Raw genomic sequence first — 25,835 nt, forward strand, 5'->3', positions numbered from 1 at the left:
TCCCGCCCTCACCCGTACGAACTGAGGAGCACCCCGATGTCCACTCCCGTACTCGCCCGGATCCGCGCCGCGTACGCCCGCATCACAGCGGTGGACCGCCCGGAGATCTGGATCACTCTGCGCCCGAAGTCCGACCTGGAGGAGGAGGCCCGCGCCCTCGAACCCCGCCTGGCAGCGGGTGAGTTCCTCCCCCTGGCGGGCCGGCTGGTTGCCGTCAAGGGCAACATCGACGTGGCCGGCCTGCCCACCACGGCGGGCTGCCCCTCCTACGCCTACGATCCCCCGGCGGACGCCCCCGCAGTCGCCCGCCTCAGGGCCGCCGGGGCGCTGGTGATCGGTACGACGAATCTGGACCAGTTCGCCACGGGCCTGGTCGGCACCCGCTCCCCCTACGGCGCGGTCCGCAACGCACTTGACCCCGACCGCATCAGCGGCGGCTCCAGCTCCGGTTCGGCGGTCGCCGTGGCCCTGGGCATCGCGGATCTCGCACTCGGCACGGACACGGCGGGCTCGGGCCGGGTCCCCGCGGCGTTCAACGGCGTCGTGGGGCTGAAGCCGACCCGCGGACTCGTCCCGACGGACGGCGTGGTCCCGGCCTGCGCAAGCCTGGACTGCGTCACCGTCTTCGCCCGTACGCTCCCCGAGGCGGAGTCGGCGCTCACCCTGATGACCACCCCCACCCCCATCCCCACTCCCCTCCCCGTTCCTGCCCGCGTCCCGGGCCCGTGGCGGATCGCGGTACCGCCGGTGGAGCAGCTGGGCGAGCTGGATCCGGGCTGGGCCGAGGCCTACGCATCCGCCACGGTCCGCCTTCGTGCGGCGGGCGCCGTGCTGCGGCCCGTGGACCTGACGCCGTTCACACAGGCGGCGGCGATGCTGTACGCGGGGGCGTTCGTCGCCGAGCGCTACACCGCGGTGGGCGCGTTCGTCGACAGCGGCCCCGCCGGCCTGGACCCCACGGTGGCGGGCATCATCACGGCGGCCCGGGACATCCCGGCACACCGCCTGTTCGCGGACCGGGACCGCCTGGCGGAACTCCGTACCGCCGCCGAGGCCGCACTCGGCGACGCGGACGCCCTGTTGCTCCCCACCGCACCCGGCCACCCCACGCTCGCCGAGGTGGCGGCCGACCCGCTGGGCACGAACGCCCGGCTCGGCCGGTTCACCAACTCCACCAACCTGTTCGGCCAGTGCGCGGTGGCCGTTCCGGCGGGCCAGGTGGCCGGTCTGCCCTTCGGCGTGATGCTGATCGGCCCGGCCCACACGGACGAACGCCTGACCCGGATCGCAGCCCTGCTGCCCCCGCCGGTACGCGTCGCGGTGGCCGGCGCCCACCTGACCGGCGAACCGCTCAACCCCCAACTGCTCTCCCTGGGCGCCCGCCTGATCCGTACGACGACGACGGCCCCCGTCTACCGCCTGCACGCTCTGGCGACAACGCCGCCCAAGCCGGGCCTGGTCCGCACGGACGAGGGGGGCGCGGCCATCGAAACAGAAATCTGGGAACTCCCGGCCGAAGGCCTCGGCACCCTGACGGCAGCCCTCCCGCACCCCATGGTCCTGGGCCGGGTGGACCTGTCGGACGGCACAACGGCCCCGGGCTTCCTCTGCGAGCCGTACGCGGTGGAGGGGGCGAAGGACATCACGGAGTACGGCGGCTGGCGCGCGTACAGGTCAGCAACCTCAGCCACACCTTTCGCCCCGTCCCCACCCCGCCCCTCCGGCGTACCTTCCAGCCCTTCCCGCACCCCCTCCAGCCCCTCCGGCGTACCTTCCAGCCCCTCCGGCGATTGAGGAGCGGGGTCCGGGGCGGAGCCCCGGTTACGGGAAGGGGCGGGGAGGGGAACAGGCCCGCCGCAGGCGCACCCCACCCGCACCCGACAACGCACCGCCCCACCCCGCACCGCCCCACCTCACCCCACGGAGCTGTAGGCCACCACTCCCCGCAGCACCTCATCAACCGCCTTGCGCGCATTCCGCGCCACGGAACTCCCCTCGCGCGGAGCCGCCGCCGCCACCTGCCCCAGCACGTCGATCACCTGCTTGCACCACCGCACGAAGTCCCCCGCCGGCATCTCCGCCTCGCGCAGCACCTCGTCCAGCGTCCGCCCGGACGCCCACATGTAGACCGCCCAGGCGAATCCGAGATCGGGTTCGCGCTGCCCGACCCCCTCCGCCTGGTTGATCTTGAAGTCCTCCTCCAGGGCGTCGAGCCGCCCCCAGATCCGGACCATCTCGCCCATCGCGGTCTTCGCCGGCCCGGACGGCAGCTTCGGCGCCACCGCGTCGTCGGCCTGCCGCGCCTCGTACACCAACGCCGAGACGCACGCCGCGAGTTCGGCAGGGTTGAGGCCTTCCCACACACCCGCCCGCAGGCACTCGCTCGCCAGCAGGTCCAGCTCGCCGTACAGCCGGGCAAGTCGCCGTCCGTGCTCGGTGACCTCGCTGCCGCGCAGATAGTCGAGCTCGGTGAGCAGGGCGACGATCCGGTCGAAGGTACGGGCGATCGTGTTCGTCCGCCCCTCGATCCGCTGCTCCAGCTGCCGCGTGTCCCGCTGGAGCCGGTGATACCGCTCGGCCCAGCGCGCATGGTCCTCGCGCTCGTCGCACCCGTGACACGGGTGGGCGCGCAACTCGGCGCGGTAGCGGGCGATCTCCCGGTCGTCCGCGGCGACGGACCGCTCCCTGCGGTGCCGGTCCGGCACGATGTGCCCGGCCTTCGTCCGCAGCGCCGACGCCAGATCGCGGCGTGACTGAGGCGAACGCGGGTTGAACGACTTCGGGACGCGCATCCGCTCCAGCGCCTCGACCGGCACCGGGAAGTCGATCGAGGCGAGCCGCTTCACCTGACGCTCGGCCGTCAGCACCAACGGCCGCGGCCCGTCGTGGTACTCCATCCCCCGATGCCCGTGTCCGTTGGTCCGCCCGGCAGGCAGCCCGGGATCCAGGACGAGCGCCAGCCCAGCGAACTTGCCGGTCGGCACATGGATGACGTCGCCCGGCTTGAGCTTCTCCAGGGAAGCCGCCGCCGCGACCCGCCGCTGCGATGCGCCCTGTTTGGCGAGCTCCGTCTCCCGGTCCTTGAGATCGCGGCGCAGCCGCGCGTACTCCTCGAAGTCACCGAGGTGGCAGGTCATGCCCTCGCGGTAGCCCTCCAGGCCCTCCTCGTTGCGCTGGACCTGGCGGGAGATCCCGACCACCGACCGGTCCGCCTGGAACTGGGCGAACGAGGTCTCCAGCAGTTCGCGCGAGCGGTGCTTCCCGAACTGCTGCACCAGATTGACGGCCATGTTGTACGAGGGCCGGAAGCTGGAGCGCAGCGGATACGTACGGGTGCCCGCGAGTCCGGCCAGCGCACCCGGGTCCATTCCGCGCTGCCAGAGCACCACGGCGTGACCCTCGACATCGATCCCTCGCCGGCCGGCCCGGCCGGTCAGCTGGGTGTACTCGCCGGGGGTGATGTCGGCGTGCTGCTCGCCGTTCCACTTGACGAGCTTCTCCAGGACCACCGAACGTGCGGGCATGTTGATGCCGAGCGCGAGGGTCTCCGTCGCGAAGACCGCCTTGACGAGGCCGCGGACGAAGAGCTCCTCGACGACCTCCTTGAACGTCGGCAGCATTCCGGCGTGGTGCGCGGCGATGCCGCGCTCCAGGCCCTCGAGCCATTCGTAGTAGCCGAGGACGTGCAGGTCCTCGGTGGGGATGGACGCCGTGCGCTGTTCGACGATCTCCCGGACCAGCCGGCGCTTGTCGTCGTCGTTGAGCCGCAGTCCGGCGTGCAGGCACTGCTGGACCGCGGCCTCGCAGCCGGCCCGGCTGAAGATGAACGTGATGGCGGGCAGCAGCCCCTCCGCGTCCAGCCGGTCGATGACCTCGGGCCGCGAAGGGGTCCAGATCCGGCTGCGCTGGCGGCGCTCGCGCTCGCGGTCCGCCTCGCGGACCATCTTTCCGCGGCGGCGCTCGCGCGGGTTGTATCCGCGCTGGTTCTCCATGCGGGCGAGCCGGACGAGGTCGGGGTTGACCTCACGGCGTCCGGCGCCGCGGCCGCCGTGGTCGCTCTCCTCCTCGAAGAGGTCGTACATCCGGCGGCCGGCCAGCACGTGCTGCCAGAGCGGCACCGGCCGGTGCTCGGAGACGATCACCGCGGTGTCGCCGCGCACGGTGTCCAGCCAGTCGCCGAACTCCTCCGCGTTGGACACCGTCGCCGACAGGGACACCAGGGTGACGGACTCGGGCAGGTGGATGATCACTTCCTCCCACACCGCGCCCCGGAAGCGGTCGGAGAGGTAGTGCACCTCGTCCATCACCACGTAGCCGAGGCCGACCAGCGCCTGGGAGCCCGCGTACAGCATGTTGCGCAGCACCTCGGTGGTCATGACGACCACCGGCGCATCGGCGTTGACGCTGTTGTCCCCCGTCAGCAGACCGACCTTGTCCGCGCCGTAGCGCTTGACCAGGTCGGCGAACTTCTGGTTGGACAGGGCCTTGATCGGCGTGGTGTAGAAGCACTTGCGGCCCTGGGCGAGGGCCAGGTGCACGGCGAACTCGCCGACGATCGTCTTGCCCGAACCGGTCGGGGCCGCGACGAGCACGCCGTTGCCGGCCTCCAGCGCCGTACAGGCCTCGATCTGATAGGGGTCCAGATCGAACTCGTACATCTCGCGGAACGGCCCGAGCGCGGTCGCCTGCTCGGCGGCTCGGATCCGGGAAGCCTGGTATCGCTCAGCTGGTGAGAGGTCCTCTGTCATCTTGTCCACGAGCCTACCCGCCGCCCATGACAGTCACTCGATCTTTAATTCCCCGCGGGAGACCGCGCCCCCAGCACCCTGACGGCGCCCCGTACACACGTGGCGGTCAGCGGCAGTGCGCCGAGCGGTTCACCGTCCGCGTACGCGGTGACACCGACCGCTTCGAGGGCGATGGAGGAGACCCGGTGCACGGTGACGACGGGGTGGGTGAGGTGCGTGCCCCTGTAGACCCTGGGGAACACCTTCAGGAGGGTGGTGCGGCTGCAGTCGCCGACGACGGTCACGTCGAAGAGGCCGTCGTCCATGACGGCGTCCGCGCAGATCCGCATGCCGCCGCCGTAGGTCGATCCGTTTCCGACGGCGATGAGGGTGGCCTCGATCTCCCTGACCGGCCCGCCGTCGAGGCTCAACCGGTAGGTGATGGGCTTGAAGGCGGCGAGCTCGGCGAGGATCGCCAGGTCGTACTTGAACCGGCCGCCGGCCCAGCGCATCCGGTTACCCCGGTCGTTGACCCGGGAGTCGAAGCCGGAGGCGAGCACGGACCCGAACCACCGCTCACCGACCCGGCCGAGGTCGATCTCCCGGACGGCGCCGCCCTTGAGCGCCTCGGCGGCCAGCCGCCCGGCCGCGGCGGGATCCCGTATCGGCATTCCGAGGGCGCGGGCGAAGTCGTTGCCGGTGCCGACGGCGACGACTCCGAGCGGGGTCTGCGTTCCGGCGACCGCCTGGAGGGCGAGGGACATCATCCCGTCCCCGCCCACGGCTATCAGTGCGCCGGTTCCCTCCGCGACGGCCCGGCGCGCCCGCCGCAGCGCGTCGTCCGCGTCCTCGCCGAGGACCGTACGGACGGAGAATCCTGCGTCCCGCAAAGCGGAAGCGGCCGGCTGCGCGGCATGCGCGCCCCGGCCGCGTCCTGCGGTGGGATTGACGAAAAGGGTGATCTCGCTGGTCACCCGGGGGACCTTACAAGGTCAGGTGATGTCGTCGTAACCGTCTCGCCGCGTCGATCGTCCGCCGTCGTGTTCCCCGTCGGCCTGCTCGGGCAGCGTGGTGCGCGACGCGGAGACGTGCTCCATGTCGCCGATGTCCTCGGGGGTGAGGTCCAGCTCGGAGGCCTCGTCGTCGTCCAGCTCCGCGTCGGGGTTGTTGCGACGCCTGCGCCGGTCGTTGGCGATGCAGATACCGAGCGCGAGGAAGTAGAGCAGCACGATCGGTGCGGCCAGCGAGATCATCGTGAGCGGGTCACCGGTCGGGGTGGCCACCGCGGCGAAGACCGTGATGCCCATGACCATGGCGCGCCACCAGGAAGCGAGCCGCTTGGCCGTGAGCACCCCGGTGAAGTTCAGCAGGACGAGCAGCAGCGGCAGCTCGAACGCGAGCCCGAACACGATGACCATGCGCGTGACGATGTCGAGATAGTCGTCGACGGGCAGCAGGTTGGTCGTGTTGTCCGGGGTGAACTCGAGCAGGACCGCCGCGGTCTGCGGCATCAGGATGTACGCGAGTGCCGCGCCGACGAGAAAGAGCGGCACGCCCGCACCGACGAAGCTCAGCGCGTACTTCTTCTCGCTCTTGTGCAGACCCGGGGCCAGGAACGCCCAGAGCTGGTAGAGCCAGACGGGAGTGGAGAACACCACGCCCGCCATGAGGGAGACCTTGAGGGCGATGGAGAACGGGGCGACCAGACCGTTCACCGTCATCTCGGCGCAGGGGTGACCGTTCGCCTGCTTCTTCTGGCCGTTCGTGCACCCGACCGACTCCAGGATGGGCCGGATCAGGAAGTCGATCAGGTCCTGGTAGAAGAAGGCCGTGACCGACGTGATCACGATGACCGCCACGACCGCGATCAGCAGTCGGTTACGCAACTCGCGCAGGTGATCAGCGAGGGGCATCCGCCCCTCGCCGTCCTTCTCCTGCTTGCGGGCAGACTTGAGCAACCCACTTCCCTCGTCTCGTGCGGCAGCTGTCGGGGAGACCCGCCAGCGATCAGCTCTGGGTGGTGGGCTTCGCTTCGTTCACCGGGCGGGAGCTCGTGACATCGCCGGGAGCGGCCTGGATCGTGCGCGCGGCGGCGGGCTGCTGGGCACTCTGGTCGGCGACCGTGTCCGTCGGGGCCGCCGGCTCGTCGTCCTTCTTCATCGCCTTGGCCTCGCTCTTGAGGATGCGGGCCGACTTGCCGAGCGAACGGGCCATGTCGGGAAGCTTCTTGGCACCGAACAACAGCAGGATGACAGCAATAATCAGAACGATCTCGAGAGGCTTCAGATTGCCCATGATGTGCTTCCTTCTCGCTGAGGCGGCTGGCGGTGGGCTCGCTGCCCTTGGGCCGGACACACATCCGACCATTTCGCTGGGAGCGATCGTAACCCGCGGGAGTAAACGCGAGGCAATGCCCGTGCATACATTCGATAGCGGCCCGCACCTCTGCCTGGGCCGTCACCAGCAGCGTACCTCCCGAAACTGAGAAACAGGAGGCCGCGCCCCCTCGGATCGAGCGGGCCCGCCGGGCCGCTTCCGGCCCGGTTCTGCCGGACGGCTAACTCACCGATTCCCCCGCGGCCGCCAGGTTCACGGCAGCGCGCTCCAGGTCCTCGGCGGCCCTGTTGATGCGCTCGGTGGTGCGGGTCACCTGGTGACCGAGGCGCTGGGCCTCGATGAAGACCTTGACGGCCAGCACCCCGAGCACGGCGATCCCGAGGAACCCCAGGGCGATGGCGAGCATGGGCCAGAACATGCGCAGAGCCTCGATATGTCTAGTGTCCGAAGGTCCGGAGGCGGTGCCTCAGGGACCCGTGTGCAGGCGCAGCGTCCGTACCCCGCCGCCGGTGAGGAGCTCGACGATCCGCTCCCCCGCGGGCTTGCGGACGGAGGCGCCGCACTCGGGGCAGGTGAAGGAGTAGAACGTGGTCCGGCTGGTGGCACCGATGACGAGCCGGAACGCGGCCGCCGCCAGCTCGAACCGTGCACGGCAGTCCGGGCAGGCGGCCTTGAAGCGCACGGAATCGGGAACGACCACGGTCGGAACGGCAGAAACATCGGACACCGCAGACATATTGCTCATATCTCTTCAGGTATCCCTTCAGGCCGGGCCGTCGTAGGCGGCGAGCGCCGCGCGGGCCGCACGCTGCGCGCTCTGCGCCAGTTCCGGGGGCGAGACGATGCGTCCCTCCCCGCCGAGACGGAGCGCGAGCCTGCGCAGCGAGGCCGGGTCGGGCGTGCGCAGGGTGATCCGCAGACCTCCGTCGGGCAGCTCCTGCGCGCTGTCGTGCGGGTAGTACTCGGCGACCCAGCGCCCGCCGGGACCGACCTCGACCACGACCTCCGGGTCCTCGGCGGAGGGCTGCACCAGCCCCTCCGACAGATCCCGCAGTTCCAGTTCCGGCGGCGCGGCCGGCTCGTCGAGCAGCCGGATCTCGGCGACCCGGTCGAGACGGAAGGTGCGCCGGTCCTCGGAGGACCGGCACCAGGCCTCCATGTAGGTGTGGCCGACGGCGAAGAGCCGGATCGGGTCCACCTCGCGCTCGGTGAGCTCGTCGCGCGCGGGCGAGTAGTAGCGCAGCCAGAGCCTGCGCCGCTCGGAGATCGCCCGGTCCACGTCGGCGAAGACGCCGCCCTCGGACTCGAAGGTGACCGAGAGCCGGGAGCTCGCGGCTCCCACCTCGCCGGCGGCGGCCTCCAGTTTGGCCGTGGCCCGCAGCAGTGCCTGCCGGTCGCTCTCGCGCAGTCCGGGCAGCGTCGCGACGGCGCGGGCGGCCACCAGCAGGGCCGTCGCCTCGTCGGCCGCGAGCCGCAGCGGCTCGGCGACGTCGTCCGGGTTGTGCCACCAGATGCGATCGCCGTCGGTGTCGATGTCGAGCAGATCCCCGCCGCGGAAGCTGGTCCCGCACATGGGCAGCACGTCGAGGTCCGAGATCAGCTCGTCCTCGGTGATCCCGAAGGCCCGTGCGACGTCCTGGACATGGGCGCCGGGGCGCTCACGCAGGTATGTCACCAGGGAGAGCATCCGGCGGGTCTGGTCGATGGCGTTCGTGGCCATGAGTACGGTCCCCTCAGTCCTTGGCCACGGCGCGCAGCCGGTCCACCACATCGGCCCGCAGATCCGCAGGTTCCTGTACGACGACGTCGGGGCCGAACTCGACGAGCCAGGCGTCCAGACCGTGTCCGTACGGGATCTCCAACTCCTCCCACCCGTCCCCGAGTTCCCGGACCGATATGGCCCGGGCCCGCAGCGGGTAGCCGGAATCGGCCCGCAGCCTGATCAGCGCGGTGCGCGTGGCCGTCTCCCCCGCCCAGCTCTCGACGGTCTCGCGGACGGTGACCACGTCGGGCACCTCCGCGGTGAAGGCCCCGGCGCGCGAACGCACCTTGCCCGTGATCCGCGAGAGCCGGAACACCCGCTCGGCGCCCCGGCCCCGGTCCCAGCCGGCCAGATACCAGTGGCCGCGCCAGCACTCCAGCGTCCACGGCTCGACCTGACGCTGCTCGGGGCGGGCCGCGTTGGCCTTGCGGTAGTCGAAGGTCACCGGCCGGCGGTCGCGGCAGGCCAGCATCAGCGGCTCGAACGCGGCCTCGTGCACGGGGATACGGGGTTCGAGGGCGCTGTGCACCTCGTAGGCGTCCTCGGCCTCGGGCATACCGGCGGCCCGCAGTTTCTGCAGGGCGCCACTGGCCGCGCCGGCCAGCCGGGCCTGCTGCCAGACCTTGGCCGCCAGTCCGAGCGCGGCGGCCTCCTCGGCGTCCAGCGTGATCGGCGGCAGCCGGTTGCTGTCGCGGCGGGCGAGGTAGCCGGTGTCGCCGTCCAGGTTCTCCACGGTCTCGATCACCAGACCGAGCTCACGCAGATCGTCCTTGTCGCGCTCGAACATCCGGTTGAAGGCGTCGTCGGCGCCGGCCTCGAGATAGGCCTCGATGGAACCGCGCAGTTCGCGCTTGCTGAGCGGGCGCCGGGTCCCCAGCAGACACAGCGCGAGGTTCATCAGCCGCTCGGCCTTGGCAATCGCCATCGACGCCCTTTCTGTTTTGCTCTACGACCCTCGACCGTACCGCTCCGGGGTGTCCGGACAAAAGCGAGGGCCCGTGCCTTGCGGCACGGGCCCTCGGAGCGCAGGGGCGCGGGATCAGACGGCGACCAGGTCGCAGACGAAGATCAGCGTCTCGCCGGGGGCGATCGAGCCGCCGCCGGCGCCGCGGTCGCCGTACGCGAGGTGCGCGGGGATGGTCAGCTGGCGACGGCCGCCGACCTTCATGCCCTGCACGCCCTGGTCCCAGCCCTTGATGACCTGGCCGGCACCGAGCTGGAACTTCAGCGGCGTACCGCGGTTCCAGGAGGCGTCGAATTCCTCACCGGTGGAGAAGGCCACGCCCACGTAGTGGACGGAGACGGTCTGGCCGGCCTGGGCCACGGCGCCGTCGCCCTCCCAGATCTCCTTGATCTCCAGGTCGGCCGGCGGCTCGCCACCCGGGAAGTCGATCTCGGGCTTCTCGATGCTCACTGACTTACTCCTCTAAATGATGAACTGGGCAACCGGGACAGTCTTACATCTTCGCCAGGATGTCCACGGCGAAGACGAGCGTCGAGTTCGCGGGGATGGACTGCTGCGCCTTGTCGGCGAAGGCCTGGTCCGGCGGGACGACGAGCAGCACGCGGCTGCCGATCTTCTTGCCGATCAGGCCGTCCTTCAGGCCCTTGAGGGTGACCTGGGCCAGCGGGAAGGTCTGCGTCTTGCCCGTCGCGTAGGTGCTGTCGAACGTCTTGCCGTCCTTCCACAGCAGACCCACGTAGTTCACGATGACGCTGTCGGTCTCCTTGACGACCTCGCCCTTGGACTCCAGGACGTAGTTGGAGACCAGCTTCTTGGGCGGGGCGGCCTTGGTGGGGACCTTGACGGTCGGGGCCTTGCCGTCGGTGTTCGTGCCCACCTTCGGCAGATCGGCGTTGTCCTGGGCCACCACGGCGCCCTTGGCCGACGCCGGGATCTGCTTCGCCTTCAGCACGTCGACGACGAAGACGAGGGTGGCGTTGGGCTTGATGTCGCCCTGGCCCTGCGCGCCGTAACCGAGGTCCGGCGGGATGACCAGTTCGACCCTGCTGCCGACCTTCTGGCCGACCAGTCCCTTGTCCCAGCCCTGGATGACCATGCCCGCGCCGAGCGTCAGATCGAAGGGCTGCTTGCGGTCGAAACTGTTGTCGAACGGCTTGGTGGAGTCCCACGCCTGCCCGAGGTAGTTGACCTGGATCGCGTCGCCGTTCTTGAGCGTCGCACCGTCACCCTCACTGACGACCTTGGTCTTCAGCTCTTTGGGCGGCGTTCCCGTGCCCTTGGCCAGGGTGGGCTTCTCGCCGAACTTCGCGCCCGCGGTGATGGCGGGGAATCCACCCTTGGAGGGGGCGGACGCGGAGGCGGAAGCGGAGTCGGAGCCCTTGTCGTCGTTGCCGCAGGCCGCTGACAGCAGCAGCAGGGGGACGACGAGAAGGCCGGCAAGTCGGCGCACTGGTTCCTCAGATCTCAGACGACACATGTGTAGGGGGTCCCGAACACTCTAGGGCGTGCGCAGGGCCCCGTACGAGGAACGTACGGGGCCCGAGTCGCTCAGGTGCCGAGGCGCGTCCTGCGCCGGCTCACATACCCGCGATCAGCTTCTCCACTCGGTCGTCCACGGAACGGAACGGGTCCTTGCACAACACCGTGCGCTGCGCCTGGTCGTTGAGCTTGAGATGGACCCAGTCGACGGTGAAGTCCCGCCGCTGCTCCTGGGCCCGCCGGATGAAGTCGCCGCGCAGCCGCGCCCTGGTCGTCTGCGGAGGCACCGACTTGCCCTCGAAGATCTTCAGGTCGTTGCAGATGCGGGCGGCCTGCCCCTTGCGTTCCAGCAGGTAGTACAGGCCGCGGCGGCGGTGGATGTCGTGGTAGGCGAGGTCTATCTGGGCGACCCGCGGATTCGACATGGTCATGTTGTGCTTGGCCCGGTACCGCTCGATGAGCTTGTACTTCATGACCCAGTCGATCTCGGTGCCGATCCGGTCGAGGTCCTCGGCCTCGATCGCGTCGAGCGTGCGGCCCCAGAGCTCCAGGACCTTGGCGACGTTGCCCGTGCGGATGCCGCGGCGGTCGACGAAGTCCACGGCCTTCTCGTAGTACTCGCGCTGCACCTCGATGGCGGACGCCTCGCGGCCACTGGCGAGGCGGACCTTGCGCTGTCCCGTGATGTCGTGGCTGACCTCGCGGATGGCCCGGATCGGGTTCTCCAGGGTCAGATCACGCATCACCGTGCCCGCCTCGATCATGCGGAGCACCAGGTCGGTCGCGCCGACCTTGAGGAGCATGGTCGTCTCCGACATGTTCGAGTCGCCGACGATGACGTGGAGGCGGCGGTACCGCTCCGCGTCCGCGTGCGGCTCGTCCCGGGTGTTGATGATGGGACGGGAGCGTGTCGTCGCGGAGCTGACGCCCTCCCAGATGTGCTCGGCACGCTGGCTGACGCAGTAGACCGCGCCCCGCGGGGTCTGCAGCACCTTGCCGGCGCCGCAGATCAGCTGCCTCGTGACGAGGAAGGGAATGAGGATGTCCGCGAGCCGGGAGAATTCTCCGTGCCGGGCCACGAGGTAGTTCTCATGACATCCGTAGGAGTTTCCCGCCGAGTCGGTGTTGTTCTTGAAGAGATAGACGTCGCCCGCGATTCCCTCCTCGTGCAGGCGGCGTTCGGCGTCGACAAGCAGGCCTTCGAGAATGCGCTCGCCGGCCTTGTCGTGAGTGACCAGTTCGGTCAGGTTGTCGCATTCGGGGGTTGCATATTCCGGATGCGATCCCACGTCGAGGTAGAGGCGGGCGCCGTTCCGCAGAAAGACATTGCTGCTGCGGCCCCATGACACAACACGGCGGAAGAGGTAGCGCGCCACTTCATCAGGAGACAGTCGGCGCTGTCCCCTGAACGTGCACGTGACGCCGTACTCGTTCTCCAGCCCGAAAATGCGGCGGTCCATGACTGAACATTACGCCTGATGGCCCGAGCTGAAACCGGGTTCGACAGCACCGTTTCGATCATTTTCCGATCCTCGCACCGCAACGGCGCTATACCCGGGAGCTGCGAGGACCCTTCCGGTGGCCAGCAGAACGAGCAGAGCGGCCACTCCACCGGCCCCCGCGACGGCGAAACTCCACGCCGTCCCGCCCAGCTCCACGGCCGGACCCGCCACGGCCGTTCCCGCCGCGGCGCCCACCCCGAACGTCGTCACGAGCCAGGAGAACGCCTCCGTCACCGTGCCCCGCGGGGCATGCCGGTCCACGACGATGAACGAACAGGCGATCGCCGGGGCCAGGAACACGCCGGCGACGGCGGCCAGGACCGTCATCGCGACCACTCCCGGCGTCAGCGTCAGCGGCAGATAGCCCAGCGCCAGCAGCGCCACGATCACCCGCAGCCTGCGCTCGGGCGGCCCCGGCCACTGCCGCGCCCCGTACACCACGCCACCGATCAGGGCGCCCAGGCCCAGCGCGGCCATCAGCCAGCCGTAGACGGACTCCTGGCCGTGGTCGTCCGCGTACGCCACGCCCGCCACGGTGATGGAGCCCAGCGCCAGCCCGATGAAGAAGAAGGAGCCGAGCAGCGCCAGCAGTCCCGGCGAGCGCAGCGCGCCCAGCCAGTGCGCCTCGCGCGGCGCGGAGCGCCAGTTCCTGGACGGCTCGGACAGGACGACGGAGAGCGCGCCCAGGACTCCTATCGCGTTGATGACGAGCAGGGCGGCCGCGGGCGACCAGAGGGAGACCAGCACGGTCACCAGCAGCGGCCCCACCGTGAACATGACCTCCTGCGCGACCGCGTCCATGGCGTACGCGCGGTGCACCCGGTCCTCGCTGCCGAGCACGCTCGGCCACAGGGCCCGCAGGCCGCCCTCCAGGGGCGGTGTGAAGACTCCGGCCACAGCCACGGCGGCGTAGGCGAGCGGCAGCGACCCGAAGCCCGCCACGGCGAGCAGGACCATGCCGAGGGCCGACAGGACGGCGGCGGGCAGCTGGACGCGCGGCTGGCCGTACAGGTCCACGGCGCGGCCCAGCAGCGGCTGTCCTACGGCCGTGCCCAGCCCGTACACCGCGGCGAGCGCGCCCGCGAGGGCGTAGCTGCCGCCCTCCGCGCGGGTGAACAGCACGATCGCGATGGGGGCGGTCCCGTTCGGCAGCCGTCCCACCAGCGTGCCCGTCAGCAGCCGGGCGGCATGCCGCGCCCGGAGGATGTCCAGATATCCCGCGGCCATGTCCCGCCCCTCTCCCTGGAGCACCCTTCCGGCACCGCAGGTTTTACGTATAACTTCGAGGTTCATACGTACCATGAGCCCAGCCCGCAGGTCCACCGCGCGGCGCTGCCCCGACCGGCCCGGAGGCCCGTGTGACCAGCCCAGCACCGCCCGGCCCGCCCAGGCCCACCAGCCGCGACGTGGCACGGGACGCAGGCGTCTCCCAGGCCACCGTCTCCCTGGTCCTGGGCGGCAAGTGGCGCGGCCGGGTCTCCGAGGCCACCGCGGAGCGCGTGCGCGGAGCCGCCCACAGCCTGGGCTACCGGCCCAACCTCGCCGCCCGCAATCTGCGCCTCGGCCGCACCAGGACCGCCCTGCTCGTCGTCCCGGCCCTCACCAACGAGTTCTTCGCCCGGGTGTACACCGGCGCGGCCGCTGTTGCCGCCGAACACGACTTCGGCGTCGTGCTCTATCCCTCGCCCGACGGCACGGGCCCGGCCCGGGACCCGTTCGCCTCGGCCCGCGCCTCGCTGGACGGGGTGATCGCCTCGTCCATGGCCGCCGACGCCCTCGGCGCCCTGCACGGCGCCGGTCTGCCCCTGGTCATGCTCGACAGTGATCCCGCGGCGCCGGGGCCCGCCGCCCGGGTCAACCTCGACATCGCCGAGGGAATGCGTCAGGTGACAAGTCACCTGCTCGCCCTCGGCCACCGCCGCTTCGTCCATCTCGCCTCGGCCGTCGACTCCTGGACGTTCGCGGTCCGCGCCCGCGCGCTCCACGAGGCCCTGCGGGCGGTCCCGGGCACGGACGTGCGCACCGTCGCGGCCGCGCTGGACGTGCGGGCGGGCCGTGCGGCCGCGGAGCGCGCGCTGAGTCTCCCCGGGCCCCGCCCCACGGCCCTCGTGTGCGACGACGACATCCTGGCCGCCGGCGCCTGCAAGGCCGCCCGCCGGCTCGGGCTGCGGGTACCGGACGACCTCTCCGTCACCGGGTTCGACGACCTGGCCCTGGCCACGGCCGTCGAACCCGAGCTCACCACCGTGCAGCTGCCCGCCGAGCAGGTCGGTGAGCGTGGCATGAGGGCCCTGCTGGCCGTGCTGGACGGCCGGCAGGCCGAAACGGGCAGCCTGCCGGTGCGGCTGATCGTCCGCGGTTCCACGGCGCCACCGGCCGGCCGACGCACCTCATGACAGCGCCCCGGCCCGCCGGGAAGGCGGACCGGGGCACCAGAACCTGCGGGGCGTCTACTCCACGTCTCCGCCGGAATCCTTGGAATCGCCTGCGTCCTTGGAACCGCCGGCATCCGGGGCGGCCTTCTCGCCGCCCGCCTTGCCGGTGTCCGTCGTCGCAGCGGGGGTGCCGGCGCCCTCGCCGTCCTCCGTGTCCGACGGGGCGTCCGTCGGTGTCGAACCGGCGCCGTCCGCCTCCAGCAGCCGGGCCAGCTGCCGGCCGACGATCCGCTTGAACTTGCGCTGCTGCGGCCTCGTACGGTCCAGGACCGCGACCTCCAGCCGCTCCGCGGGGATCTCCCGCTCGCTGCCGTTGGGATCACGGGACAGAGCCTGCACCGCCAGCTTCAGCGCCTCCGCGAGCGACATCCCGTCACGGTGGCGCTGGTCCAGGAAGGTACTGATCTGCTCCGCGTTGCCGCCGACCGCGACCGAGCCGTGCTCGTCCACGATCGAGCCGTCGTGCGGCAGCCGGTAGATCTGGTCGCCCTCGGGCAGCGCACCCACCTCGGCGACCACCAGCTCCACCTCGTACGGCTTCTCGGCCGCACTGGAGAAAATAGTGCCGAGCGTCTGCGCATAGACGTTCGCCAGTCCGCGCGCCGTCACATCGTCGCGGTCATAGGTGTATCCGCGCAGATCCGCATAGCGCACTCCGCCGATGCGGAGATTCTCGTACTCGTTGTACTTGCCGGCGGCGGCGAAACCGATCCGGTCATAGATCTCGCTGAACTTGTGCAGCGCACGGGACGGGTTCTCGCCGACGAACACAATGCCGTCGGCGTACTGCAGCACAACCAGGCTGCGACCACGAGCGATGCCCTTCCGGGCGTATTCCGCCCGGTCGGCCATGGCCTGCTGAGGTGAGACATAGAACGGCGTCGACACCGGCTATCCGTCCCTTTCTGTCAGTGACAAGAGCATCGAAGAAGCCTCGGTACGGGCGGTCAGAGCAGCGCGGCGCGCGGGCCGTCGGGCTGTTCCATCCGGCGTTCCAGAATCGAGCGGGCGATCCCGGAGGATTCCGTCTCGGTCAGCTTGCGGAAGCCCTCGTCGGTGATGACGGTGAGAATCGGATAGATACGACGGGCCACATCCGGTCCACCGGTCGCGGAATCGTCGTCCGCCGCGTCGTACAGCGCCTGCACGACGAGCGTGAGCGTCTGCTCCTCCGTCAGGTCCTCGCGGTAGAGCTTCTTCATCGAGCCCTTGGCGAAGATCGAGCCGGAACCGGTCGACGCGTACCCGTGCTCCTCGGAGCGGCCGCCGGTGACGTCGTAACTGAAGATCCGTCCCCGCTCGCGGTCGACGTCGTAGCCGGCGAAGAGCGGCACCACGGCGAGCCCCTGCATGGCCATCGCCAGATTGCTCCGGATCATGGTGGAGAGCCGGTTCGCCTTGCCCTCCAGGGAGAGCTGTGCTCCCTCGACCTTCTCGAAGTGCTCGAGCTCCAGCTGGAAGAGCTTGACCATCTCCACGGCCAGCCCCGCGGTACCGGCGATGCCCACCGCCGAGTACTCGTCGGCCGGGAAGACCTTCTCGATGTCGCGCTGCGCGATCATGTTGCCCATGGTCGCCCGCCGGTCACCGGCCAGGACGACGCCGCCGGGGAAGGTCGCCGCGACGATCGTCGTGCCGTGCGGCGCCTCGATGGCCCCCTTCATGGGCGGCAGCTGCCGGTTGCCCGGAAGCATTCCGGGCGACTGGTCGGACAGGAAGTCCATGAAGGAAGAGGACCCGGGCGTCAGGAAGGCAGCTGGTAGACGCCCGGTGCTACGAGTGTTGGCTTCCACGCGTTTCCCTCCAGGTAAGCGATGGCCCTGCGCAAGGTGTCAGGATCATCTCCCAACTTGCCTACGGCCGAATTGCAGTTGAAGCACCGTATGCCACGGACCCTACCCGTCCGGCGGCAGTGATCCACATGTACGGCGGAGGCATTCGGAACGATTGCGTACTGCCGCGGCCGCGGCCGTGCGGTGCGGGCGTTCGCCCGCACCGCACAGGTCGTCCGCCTCCGGCGCCGTGCCGGTTACTCGCCGCCCTTTTGAACGAACGAGCGCACGAAGTCCTCGGCATTGGCCTCGAGGACGTCATCGATCTCGTCGAGGACGTCGTCGACGTCGTCGCTCAGCTTCTCCTGTCGCTCCTTGAGGTCCTCGGAGCCCTGCGCTTCCTGCGCCTGCTCCTCGGTCTCCTCGGTGGAGCGCGTCGCCTTCTGCTGTCCGCCGCCGGTGTCCTTGGTCGCCATGTAGCTCACCCCGCTCGGTTCGAAGCACTTGATCAGACCCTACCTACGGGGTCCGACATTGGCCCGGTACTTGTCTCAACGTCCGGAGGTCATCGGAATGATTCCCAGTCGGCGGCCCTTTCAGCCGCCCGACAGCACCCGGACCAGCTCTTCCGCCGTGCGGCAGCGGTCCAGGAGGCCTTTCACATGCTCACGGGTGCCCCGCAGCGGCTCCATCGTGGGGACCCTCTGCAGCGAGTCGTGGCCCGGCAGGTCGAAGATGACCGAGTCCCAGGAGGCCGCGGCGACGTCGTCCGCGTACTGTTCCAGGCAGCGGCCGCGGAAATACGCCCTGGTGTCCTCCGGCGGCGCCGTACGGGCCTGCTCGACCTCGGTCTCGTCCAGCAGGCGTTTCATCCTGCCGCGGGCCACCAGACGGTTGTAGAGGCCCTTCTCGGCCCGTACGTCGGCGTACTGCAGGTCCACCAGGTGCAGCCGGGCCGCGTCCCAGTCCAGGCCGTCGCGGCGGCGGTAGCCCTCCATGAGCTCCCGCTTGGCGATCCAGTCCAGCTCGCGGGACAGGCTCATCGGATCGGTCTCCAGCCGGTTGAGCGTGTCCTCCCAGCGGATCAGGATGTCCTTGGTCTGTTCGTCGGCGTCCGCCCCGTACCGCTCCTCGACGTACTTGCGGCCCAGCTCGAAGTACTCCATCTGAAGCTGCACAGCGGTGAGCGTCCGGCCGCTGCGCAGAGTGATCAGCTGCTGGAGATCCGGGTCGTGGGAGACCTGGTGCAGGGTGCGCACCGGCTGGTCGACGGCCAGGTCGACGTTGATGAAGCCGTCCTCGATCATGGAGAGGACCAGAGAGGTGGTGCCCAGCTTGAGGTAGGTGGAGATCTCCGAGAGGTTCGCGTCGCCGATGATCACATGGAGCCGGCGGTACTTCTCGGCGTCGGAGTGGGGCTCGTCGCGCGTGTTGATGATCGGGCGCTTGAGCGTGGTCTCCAGGCCGACCTCGACCTCGAAGTAGTCGGCGCGCTGACTGATCTGGAAGCCGTGCTCGTGACCGTCCTGGCCGATTCCGACCCGGCCGGCGCCGGTGACGACCTGGCGGGAGACGAAGAACGGCGTCAGATGGCGCACGATGTCGGAGAACGGCGTCTCGCGCTTCATCAGGTAGTTCTCGTGCGTGCCGTACGAGGCGCCCTTGTTGTCGGTGTTGTTCTTGTACAGGTGGATCGGCTGTGCGCCGGGGAGCTGGGCCGCGCGTTCGGCGGCCTCGGCCATGATGCGTTCGCCGGCCTTGTCCCACAGGACCGCGTCCCTGGGGTTGGTGATCTCCGGGGAGCTGTACTCGGGGTGCGCGTGGTCGACGTAGAGCCGGGCCCCGTTGGTGAGGATGACATTGGCCAGGCCGATGTCCTCGTCCGTGAGCTGGCTGGAGTCGGCGGTCTCGCGGGCGAGGTCGAAGCCTCGCGCGTCTCGCAGCGGGTTCTCCTCCTCGAAGTCCCAGCGGGCGCGGCGCGCCCGGTGCATCGCCGCCGCGTACGCGTTGACGATCTGGGATGAGGTGAGCATGGCATTGGCGTTGGGGTGGCCGGGCACGGAGATCCCGTACTCGGTCTCGATGCCCATTACTCGCCGTACGGTCATGCGGCCCTCCTTGCCCGGCGGCGCTCCCTTCCGGGGCGGCGCTCAAGTACCGCTGCTTTTCCGGTGCGTGCGCTGGTTGCCCGTCCCTGCACTGCGCGACCGGGCGGTACGCCAGAGCCTAGAGCGCCTCTGTGCCGGTGGGGAGATCAATTGCGTCATTACTGCGGTGTCGCGGGAGCTGTCCGGAAAGCAACCGGCTGCGGATGCCCGGCCGGGCATCCGCAGCCGGTCCGCGTTCTAGAGGTACTGCCCGGTGTTGGCCACCGTGTCGATGGAGCGACCGGTGTCCGCGCCCTGTTTTCCGGTGACGAGCGTGCGGATGAAGACGATCCGCTCGCCCTTCTTGCCGGAGATCCTGGCCCAGTCGTCCGGGTTGGTGGTGTTGGGAAGGTCCTCGTTCTCCTTGAACTCGTCCACACATGCCTGGAGGAGATGGGAGACGCGAAGGCCCTTCTGGCCCTGGTCGAGGAAGGCCTTGATGGCCATCTTCTTGGCCCGGTCGACGATGTTCTGGATCATCGCGCCGGAGTTGAAGTCCTTGAAGTACAGGACTTCCTTGTCGCCGTTGGCGTACGTGACCTCGAGGAAGCGGTTCTCCTCGGACTCGGTGTACATCCGCTCCACGACCGACTGGATCATGGCGTGCGCGGCGGCTTCCCTGGAGCCGGTGTGCTCGGCGAGATCGTCCGAGTGCAGGGGCAGCGAGGGGGTGAGGTACTTCGCGAAGATGTCCTTCGCGGCCTCCGCGTCGGGGCGCTCGATCTTGATCTTCACATCGAGGCGGCCCGGGCGCAGGATCGCGGGGTCGATCATGTCCTCGCGGTTGGAGGCGCCGATGACGATGACGTTCTCCAGGCCCTCGACCCCGTCGATCTCGGCGAGCAGCTGGGGGACGATGGTGTTCTCCACGTCCGAGCTGACGCCGGATCCGCGGGTGCGGAAGAGGGACTCCATCTCGTCGAAGAAGACGATGACGGGGGTACCCTCACTCGCCTTCTCGCGGGCACGCTGGAAGACCAGGCGGATGTGGCGCTCGGTCTCGCCGACGTACTTGTTGAGGAGCTCCGGACCCTTGATGTTGAGGAAGTAGCTCTTCCCGGTCGGCTGACCGGTGACCTCGGCGACCTTCTTGGCAAGGGAGTTGGCGACCGCCTTGGCAATGAGTGTCTTGCCGCAGCCCGGCGGGCCGTAGAGCAGGATGCCCTTCGGCGGCCGCAGCTCGTGTTCCTTGAAGAGGTCTGGGTGGAGGTAGGGGAGCTCGACCGCGTCGCGGATCAGCTCGATCTGGTCGCCCAGACCGCCGATCTTGTCGTAGTCGATGTCCGGGACTTCTTCGAGGACGAGTTCTTCGACCTCGCTCTTGGGAACCACTTCATAGACGTAGCCGGACCTGGGTTCGAGCAGCAGGGCGTCGCCGGGGCGGATGGTGATGTCCAGCAACGGCTCGGCGAGCCGCACCACCCGTTCCTCGTCGGTGTGCCCGACCACCAGGGCACGTTCGCCGTCCTCAAGGATTTCCTTGAGGGTGACGATGTCCCCGGCCCGCTCGAATTCCATGGCCTCGACCACGTTGAGCGCTTCGTTGAGCATGACTTCCTGGCCTCGCCGGAGGTCATCGAGCTCAACACTGGGACTGACATTCACCCGGAGCTTGCGGCCCCCGGTGAAGATGTCGCAGGTGCCGTCCTCATTGCTCTGCAGGAACACACCGAAGCCGGCCGGTGGCTGTGCAAGCCGGTCGACCTCTTCCTTGAGGGCCACGATCTGGTCGCGGGCCTCCCGGAGTGTGCTGGCGAGCCGCTCATTCTGCGCGGACACGCCTGCGAGGTTGGTCTGGAACTCGACGATCCGCTCTTCGAGAATCCTCGTATGCCGCGGAGAGTCGGCGAGCTTACGTCGCAGGACGGCGATTTCCTGCTCGAGATAGGCGACCTGGCCGGCTGGGTCATCGGACCCCCGCCCGGGCCGGATGCCGCGGTTGATGTCGTCGTCGTGGGCTGCCACGGTCCTCACCTCCTCCAAGGGGAGCTGGACGCTTCCTGACCCTACCTGGGTGGGTGATGATTGAAACCCCTAGATCACAAAGACTGTGGGGCGTGTCCGATCTTCACCCTTGCACTCTCCCTCGTGTCAGGTGAATACCCACCCTTCAACATCCGAAAGCGGCCGGTTGTATCGTCGAACTGTTCAACACCCGTCAGGGCTGGCTTTTTTTGGTTCGGATACGCAGGAAACGGCAGGAGAAATGACCGTGGCGCAGGACGCTCCCACCGGCAGCGAGACGCAGGACCTGGAGGTCTGGATCGACCAGGACCTCTGCACGGGGGACGGTATCTGCGTGCAGTACGCGCCCGAGGTCTTCGAGCTGGACATCGACGGTCTCGCGTACGTGAAGAGCGACGAGGACGAGCTGCTGCAGGACAAGGGGGCGACCACGCCCGTACCGCTGCCGCTCCTCCAGGACGTCGTCGACTCGGCCAAGGAGTGCCCGGGTGACTGCATCCATGTACGGCGCGTTTCGGACAAGGTCGAGGTCTTCGGCCCCGAGGCCGCCTGACCGGCGGCCGAGCCGGGCCGGCGGATACGCAGGGTGACGGTCAGACGCCGGCCGTGGACTCGGTGGACTGGCTGCTGCGCACGAAGGCACCGTTCTGCCACTGCCAGGTGACCTTTTCCTGCTGGTCCGGGCAGCAGGAGGGGATCGAGGGCGAGGAATAGCCGAGGAGCGTGGCGGAGACCACTGCGTCACGCACCGCGAAGTCACCGACGCTCATCTTCTGGGCGGGGTCCACCAGGGTCGCGACGATCCGTGGTGCGGCCCCGCTTCCTTGTGTGAGGACGTAGACGCCGCTGGGCGGGGTGCCGGATCCGGCCGCGCAGTGGACCACGGCGACGGTTTCGGGGCGGTTGTCGCCGTCGAGGTCGCCCGGGGCCTGCTTGGCCACGGTGGTGCCCGCGCCGCCGCATTCCAGGGGGAAGTCCGCACGGGCCGGGTCGGGCGCGGCCACGGGGGCCGTCCCGTGCTGGACGGCGGTGCGGTGGGACGTGGAGGCCGAGGCGCTCGCGTCGGGCTGGAGCAGACCGGCTGCCGCGACGACGGCGGCCATGGCCGCCGCGGTGGCGAGCCAGTGCATCGGGGTGGTGTCGGTGTGCGCGAGGTCCGGGAGCGCGGAGGTCTGCACGCGGGATGTCTCCTGTGATTCCTGTGGTGCCGAATGCCTGAAGGGGCAGTGCCGCCGGCGGGACGTCGGCGGCGGGGTGGGGGTGGCCAGCATCGTGCCACACCTCACACGGCAGCGGAACGGTGGGGTCGCCACGGACCGCGGCCGGTCGCGGTCCGTGGCCGGGCAACGAAAAGGCGCCGCCGCCGAGTTCCCGGGTCGGTCCGGAAACTCGGCGGCGGCGCCGGTGCGTTGCCCGGGCTGCTCAGGGTCTTTCGTTTGGATCAGGCCGGCCCCGCGAGCCCGGCATGATCCGAACGAGAGGCCCACAGACGGATCTGAGAGACAGTCCCTAGTCGCGGGCGGAGCCGCTCTGGCTGCCCGGGCCGTCGTAGTCGTCGCCGTAGGCACCCTTGGAGGGGCGGCGGCGGCGCGGCGGGGCCTGGACCCCGTCGGCGAGCCGGCGGGCGGTGACGAGGAAGCCGGTGTGGCCGATCATGCGGTGGTCGGGGCGCACGGCGAGTCCCTCGACGTGCCAGTTGCGGATCATCGACTCCCAGGGCTGCGGTTCGGCGAAGCAGCCGATCTCGCGGATGGACTCGACCGTCCGGGAGAGCTGGGTGGTGGTCGCCACGTACGCGCAGAGGATGCCACCGGGGACGAGCGCCTTGGAGACCGCTTCCAGGCACTCCCAGGGGGCGAGCATGTCCAGCACGACACGGTCCACATCGGTGTCCGTGAGGTTGTCCTGGAGATCGCCGATGGTGAGCTGCCAGGCGGGGTGCGGGCTGCCGAAGTAGCGCTCGACGTTCTGCTGGGCGATCTCGGCGAAGTCCTCGCGGCGCTCGTAGGAGTGCAGCATGCCCTGCTCGCCGATGGCGCGGAGCAGGAAGGTGGAGAGCGCACCGGATCCGACGCCGGCCTCCACGACGCGGGCGCCGGGGAAGATGTCGCCGAAGGCCAGGATCTGCCCCGCGTCCTTGGGGTAGACCACGGCGGCGCCGCGGGGCATGGACAGGACGTAGTCGGGGAGCAGGGGGCGCAGCGCCAGGTAGACGACGTTCCCCGTGGTACGGACAACACTGCCCTCGGGAGCACCGATCAGCTCGTCGTGCTGGAAAGAACCCTTGTGGGTGTGGAAACTCTTTCCGGCCTCGAGCGTGAAGGTGTAGTGGCGTCCCTTGGGATCGGTGAGCTGGACCTGGTCCCCGACCTTGAAGGGCCCACGTCGGCGGGCGGCACCGGTCGGTTCAGACATGTGACCAGCCTACCGGTGTTTCCTGGGGCTCCGACCGCTGCCCGTGCCGTGCTGCGGGCGTCAGGCGGCGGGCCGTGCCATGGCGGCGACGAACGCCCGCTCGACGTCGGCGGTGGACAGCACCCCGTAGATCTCACCGGTGTCCTCCACCACGAGGTACTCGGTGGCGGGGCTGGCCTTGAGGCGGTCCAGAAGGGCTTCGCCGGCGAGCTCGGCGGAGACCTTCATTCCGTCGGTGAGGTCCTGGGCGACACCGCCGACGGCGACCCAGGGGCGGCGGTGCTCGGGGACCGCGACGATGGCGGCCTCCCGGACGAGTGCCTTGGGTTCGCCGTTCCCGTCGACGACGACGAGGGCGCGGGCACCGGCCTCGTTGGCCCGGCGCAGGGCCTCGGAGAGCGGGGTGGCCGCCTCGACGGGGACGGCGCGACGGGTGAGGCTGCGGGCGCGCAGGTCGGGAAGGTGCTCGCGGAGCCGGGCCATGCGCAGGCTGTTGCCGGCGCCGGTCCAGATGATGGCGGCGAGGATCGCGGCGAGCAGGGCGTCGGTGACGGTGTCCATGCCGCTGATGGTGCTGGTGTCGTTGCCCAGGGTGCCGGTGCGGGTGAGGAGGGGCAGGCCGACGAGGGTGCCCACGGCGAGGGCGCGGCCGACCCAGGCGGCGGCGACGGTGCCGCTCATCGGGCGGCCGGTGATCTTCCAGACGACGGCGCGGAGCATCCGGCCGCCGTCGAGCGGGAGGCCGGGCAGCAGGTTGAAGGCGGCGACGATGAGGTTGGAGATCATCAGGCCGCCGAGCAGGACGCCGGGCACGGTGCCGCGTTCGACGAAGTGCAGCGGCACGTAGAAGACGCCGGCCAGGACCAGGGAGAGCAGCGGGCCGACGAAGGCGAGGACGAATTCGCGGCCGGGGGTCTCGGACTCCTTCTCGATCTCGGAGACGCCGCCGAAGAACTGGAGCTGGATGCGGCGGACCGGGAGCTTGTAGCGCAGCGCGGCGACCGTGTGCGCGAGTTCGTGGACGAGCACGGAGGCGTAGAAGGCGATCGCGAAGAACAGTGCGACGAGGTACCGGGCCGCGCCGAGGCCGGGCAGGACACGGTCGAGCTGGCCGCCGAAGACCCAGGTGATCAGGGCCGCGACGAGGAACCAGCTGGGTGCGACGTAGACGGGCACTCCGAAGGGGCGGCCCATGAGGATGCCGCCCCCCGGCTCGTCCCGGCGCCTGGGTGCGCCCTTGCCGGGGCCGTCGCCGGGGTCCGTTCCCCCTGCGCCGGGCTGCGGCCGCCCGCTGTCGCCGCTCTCGTCCACGGGGTCCCTTCGGTCGGTGCCGTTCGGCACGATGATGCAGTGTTCGAGGGTCTGTGGTCGATGGTATGCCGGTTGTTGTCAGTGGCGGGTCGTAGGGTCTTCGTCATGACCTCAGTGCCGCGGCCGCCTCAGCCGCCCTCGTCCCTCTCGCCGTCGAGGGCGAGCGACTTCATGCAGTGCCCCCTGCTGTACCGCTTCCGGGTCATCGACAAACTGCCGCAGAAGCCCAGTGAGGCGGCTACCCGGGGCACGCTGGTCCATGCGGTGCTGGAGCGGCTCTTCGACAATCCGGCGGCGGAGCGCACGCCGGGCCGGGCCACGGCGCTGATCCCCGGGCAGTGGGACCGGCTGCTGGAGTCCAAGCCCGAGCTGTCGGAGCTTTTCGCCGGGGACGCGGAGGGCGAGCGGCTGTCGGGGTGGCTGTCGGAGGCGGAGCGGCTGGTGGAGCGCTGGTTCTCGCTGGAGGATCCGACGCGGCTGGAGCCGGCGGAGCGGGAGCTGTTCGTCGAGACGGAGCTGGAGTCGGGGCTGCGGCTGCGCGGGGTGATCGACCGCATCGATGTGGCGCCGACGGGCGAGGTCCGGATCGTCGACTACAAGACGGGGAAGGCGCCGCGTCCGGAGTACGCGGAGGGCGCTCTCTTCCAGATGAAGTTCTACGCCCTGGTCATCTGGCGGCTCAAGGGTGTGGTGCCGCGCCGGCTGCAGCTGGTCTACCTCGGCAGCGGCGACGTGATGACGTACGACCCGGTGATCGCGGACCTGGAGCGGGTGGAGCGCAAGCTGCTGGCGCTGTGGGAGGCGATCTCGCAGGCCACGGAGACGGGTGAGTGGCGGCCGCGGCCCACGAAGCTGTGCGGCTGGTGCGACCATCAGGCGCTCTGCCCCGAATTCGGCGGGACTCCCCCGGTCTATCCGCTGTCGGTGCGCCCGGCGGACGCGGCGCAGGATGACCAGGGCAGAATGGACGCGGTCGGGGCTGAGGCCGGCCGGCCTGCGGCCCTCGAAGGACATTGAGG

At 69.9% G+C, this 25,835-nt stretch carries 24 protein-coding genes and 1 pseudogene; 4 read left to right on the forward strand and 21 right to left on the reverse strand.

What is annotated here, in order from left to right:
- Positions 1-36: 36 nt before the first annotated feature.
- Positions 37-1,794 (forward strand): allophanate hydrolase, encoded by a 1,758-nt coding sequence (gene atzF, locus OG782_RS06800; RefSeq protein WP_406448490.1) that lies wholly within the window; start codon positions 37-39, stop codon positions 1,792-1,794.
- Positions 1,795-1,913: 119 nt separating this feature from the next.
- Here atzF and OG782_RS06805 read toward each other — a convergent pair whose 3' ends face one another.
- The 12 genes from OG782_RS06805 to OG782_RS06860 form a co-directional block, all read right to left on the reverse strand.
- The gene (locus OG782_RS06805; RefSeq protein ID WP_406448491.1) at positions 1,914-4,748 is read right to left on the reverse strand and encodes a DEAD/DEAH box helicase; all 2,835 of its coding nucleotides are present in this window, start codon (positions 4,746-4,748) and stop codon (positions 1,914-1,916) included.
- Positions 4,749-4,792: 44 nt separating this feature from the next.
- Positions 4,793-5,701, reverse strand: a complete 909-nt coding sequence (locus OG782_RS06810; RefSeq protein WP_406448492.1) for a diacylglycerol kinase — start codon at positions 5,699-5,701, stop codon at positions 4,793-4,795.
- A gap of 18 nt (positions 5,702-5,719) precedes the next feature.
- Positions 5,720-6,685 carry a twin-arginine translocase subunit TatC gene (tatC, locus tag OG782_RS06815; RefSeq protein ID WP_406448493.1) on the reverse strand — a complete coding sequence of 322 codons (966 nt, stop codon included), beginning with the start codon at positions 6,683-6,685 and terminating at the stop codon, positions 5,720-5,722.
- A gap of 49 nt (positions 6,686-6,734) precedes the next feature.
- Positions 6,735-7,025, reverse strand: a complete 291-nt coding sequence (gene tatA / locus OG782_RS06820; RefSeq protein WP_406458887.1) for a Sec-independent protein translocase subunit TatA — start codon at positions 7,023-7,025, stop codon at positions 6,735-6,737.
- Between the two features lie 259 nt (positions 7,026-7,284).
- Positions 7,285-7,482: a hypothetical protein gene (locus OG782_RS06825; protein WP_406448494.1), complete on the reverse strand. Its 198-nt coding sequence runs from the start codon at positions 7,480-7,482 to the stop codon at positions 7,285-7,287.
- A gap of 48 nt (positions 7,483-7,530) precedes the next feature.
- Positions 7,531-7,809 (reverse strand): hypothetical protein, encoded by a 279-nt coding sequence (locus OG782_RS06830; protein ID WP_406448495.1) that lies wholly within the window; start codon positions 7,807-7,809, stop codon positions 7,531-7,533.
- An 18-nt stretch (positions 7,810-7,827) separates the two neighbouring features.
- The gene (locus tag OG782_RS06835; protein WP_406448496.1) at positions 7,828-8,784 is read right to left on the reverse strand and encodes a helix-turn-helix transcriptional regulator; all 957 of its coding nucleotides are present in this window, start codon (positions 8,782-8,784) and stop codon (positions 7,828-7,830) included.
- A 13-nt stretch (positions 8,785-8,797) separates the two neighbouring features.
- Positions 8,798-9,751, reverse strand: coding sequence for a helix-turn-helix transcriptional regulator (locus OG782_RS06840; RefSeq protein ID WP_406448497.1), 954 nt, complete (start codon positions 9,749-9,751; stop codon positions 8,798-8,800).
- Positions 9,752-9,865: 114 nt separating this feature from the next.
- A complete protein-coding gene (locus tag OG782_RS06845) occupies positions 9,866-10,240 on the reverse strand; it encodes an FKBP-type peptidyl-prolyl cis-trans isomerase (RefSeq protein ID WP_406448498.1) in 375 nt (124 codons plus the stop codon).
- Positions 10,241-10,283: 43 nt separating this feature from the next.
- Positions 10,284-11,240, reverse strand: a complete 957-nt coding sequence (locus tag OG782_RS06850) for an FKBP-type peptidyl-prolyl cis-trans isomerase (RefSeq protein ID WP_406448499.1) — start codon at positions 11,238-11,240, stop codon at positions 10,284-10,286.
- A gap of 127 nt (positions 11,241-11,367) precedes the next feature.
- On the reverse strand, positions 11,368-12,729 hold the full coding sequence (gene pafA / locus OG782_RS06855; RefSeq protein ID WP_148016152.1) for a Pup--protein ligase: 1,362 nt from the start codon (positions 12,727-12,729) through the stop codon (positions 11,368-11,370).
- 9 nt (positions 12,730-12,738) lie between these two features.
- On the reverse strand, positions 12,739-13,998 hold the full coding sequence (locus OG782_RS06860; protein WP_406448500.1) for an MFS transporter: 1,260 nt from the start codon (positions 13,996-13,998) through the stop codon (positions 12,739-12,741).
- Positions 13,999-14,129: 131 nt separating this feature from the next.
- Between OG782_RS06860 and OG782_RS06865 the strand changes: the two genes are divergently transcribed.
- On the forward strand, positions 14,130-15,167 hold the full coding sequence (locus tag OG782_RS06865) for a LacI family DNA-binding transcriptional regulator (RefSeq protein ID WP_406448501.1): 1,038 nt from the start codon (positions 14,130-14,132) through the stop codon (positions 15,165-15,167).
- A 54-nt stretch (positions 15,168-15,221) separates the two neighbouring features.
- Here OG782_RS06865 and prcA read toward each other — a convergent pair whose 3' ends face one another.
- The 6 genes and pseudogenes from prcA to arc form a co-directional block, all read right to left on the reverse strand.
- Positions 15,222-16,094, reverse strand: a complete 873-nt coding sequence (gene prcA / locus OG782_RS06870; protein ID WP_406448502.1) for a proteasome subunit alpha — start codon at positions 16,092-16,094, stop codon at positions 15,222-15,224.
- 59 nt (positions 16,095-16,153) lie between these two features.
- Positions 16,154-16,999, reverse strand: a complete 846-nt coding sequence (gene prcB, locus OG782_RS06875) for a proteasome subunit beta (protein ID WP_406448503.1) — start codon at positions 16,997-16,999, stop codon at positions 16,154-16,156.
- Positions 16,951-17,142, reverse strand: a pseudogene (locus tag OG782_RS06880) (endonuclease domain-containing protein); the annotation flags it as partial. The gene prcB and the pseudogene OG782_RS06880, both read right to left, overlap by 49 nt.
- Before the next feature lie 93 nt (positions 17,143-17,235).
- Positions 17,236-17,454 (reverse strand): ubiquitin-like protein Pup, encoded by a 219-nt coding sequence (locus tag OG782_RS06885; RefSeq protein ID WP_406448504.1) that lies wholly within the window; start codon positions 17,452-17,454, stop codon positions 17,236-17,238.
- Between the two features lie 120 nt (positions 17,455-17,574).
- Complete coding sequence (dop, locus tag OG782_RS06890; protein WP_406448505.1) at positions 17,575-19,086, reverse strand: depupylase/deamidase Dop; 1,512 nt, start codon at positions 19,084-19,086, stop codon at positions 17,575-17,577.
- Positions 19,087-19,323: 237 nt separating this feature from the next.
- Complete coding sequence (arc, locus tag OG782_RS06895) at positions 19,324-21,090, reverse strand: proteasome ATPase (protein ID WP_406448506.1); 1,767 nt, start codon at positions 21,088-21,090, stop codon at positions 19,324-19,326.
- 241 nt (positions 21,091-21,331) lie between these two features.
- Here arc and OG782_RS06900 point away from each other — a divergent pair, with 241 nt between their 5' ends.
- Positions 21,332-21,643: a ferredoxin gene (locus OG782_RS06900; protein WP_406448507.1), complete on the forward strand. Its 312-nt coding sequence runs from the start codon at positions 21,332-21,334 to the stop codon at positions 21,641-21,643.
- Between the two features lie 40 nt (positions 21,644-21,683).
- On the opposite strand, the gene OG782_RS06905 is transcribed toward OG782_RS06900, so the two are convergent.
- The 3 genes from OG782_RS06905 to OG782_RS06915 form a co-directional block, all read right to left on the reverse strand.
- Complete coding sequence (locus OG782_RS06905; RefSeq protein WP_406448508.1) at positions 21,684-22,268, reverse strand: hypothetical protein; 585 nt, start codon at positions 22,266-22,268, stop codon at positions 21,684-21,686.
- A gap of 331 nt (positions 22,269-22,599) precedes the next feature.
- Positions 22,600-23,505, reverse strand: coding sequence for a tRNA (adenine-N1)-methyltransferase (locus OG782_RS06910; protein ID WP_406448509.1), 906 nt, complete (start codon positions 23,503-23,505; stop codon positions 22,600-22,602).
- 60 nt (positions 23,506-23,565) lie between these two features.
- Positions 23,566-24,816 (reverse strand): site-2 protease family protein, encoded by a 1,251-nt coding sequence (locus tag OG782_RS06915; protein WP_406458889.1) that lies wholly within the window; start codon positions 24,814-24,816, stop codon positions 23,566-23,568.
- Positions 24,817-24,987: 171 nt separating this feature from the next.
- Here OG782_RS06915 and OG782_RS06920 point away from each other — a divergent pair, with 171 nt between their 5' ends.
- Positions 24,988-25,833 carry a RecB family exonuclease gene (locus tag OG782_RS06920; RefSeq protein WP_406458891.1) on the forward strand — a complete coding sequence of 282 codons (846 nt, stop codon included), beginning with the start codon at positions 24,988-24,990 and terminating at the stop codon, positions 25,831-25,833.
- Positions 25,834-25,835 lie beyond the last annotated feature (2 nt).

Origin of the sequence: Streptomyces sp. NBC_00876, from assembly GCF_045207435.1 — a bacterium.
Taxonomy (GTDB): domain Bacteria; phylum Actinomycetota; class Actinomycetes; order Streptomycetales; family Streptomycetaceae; genus Streptomyces.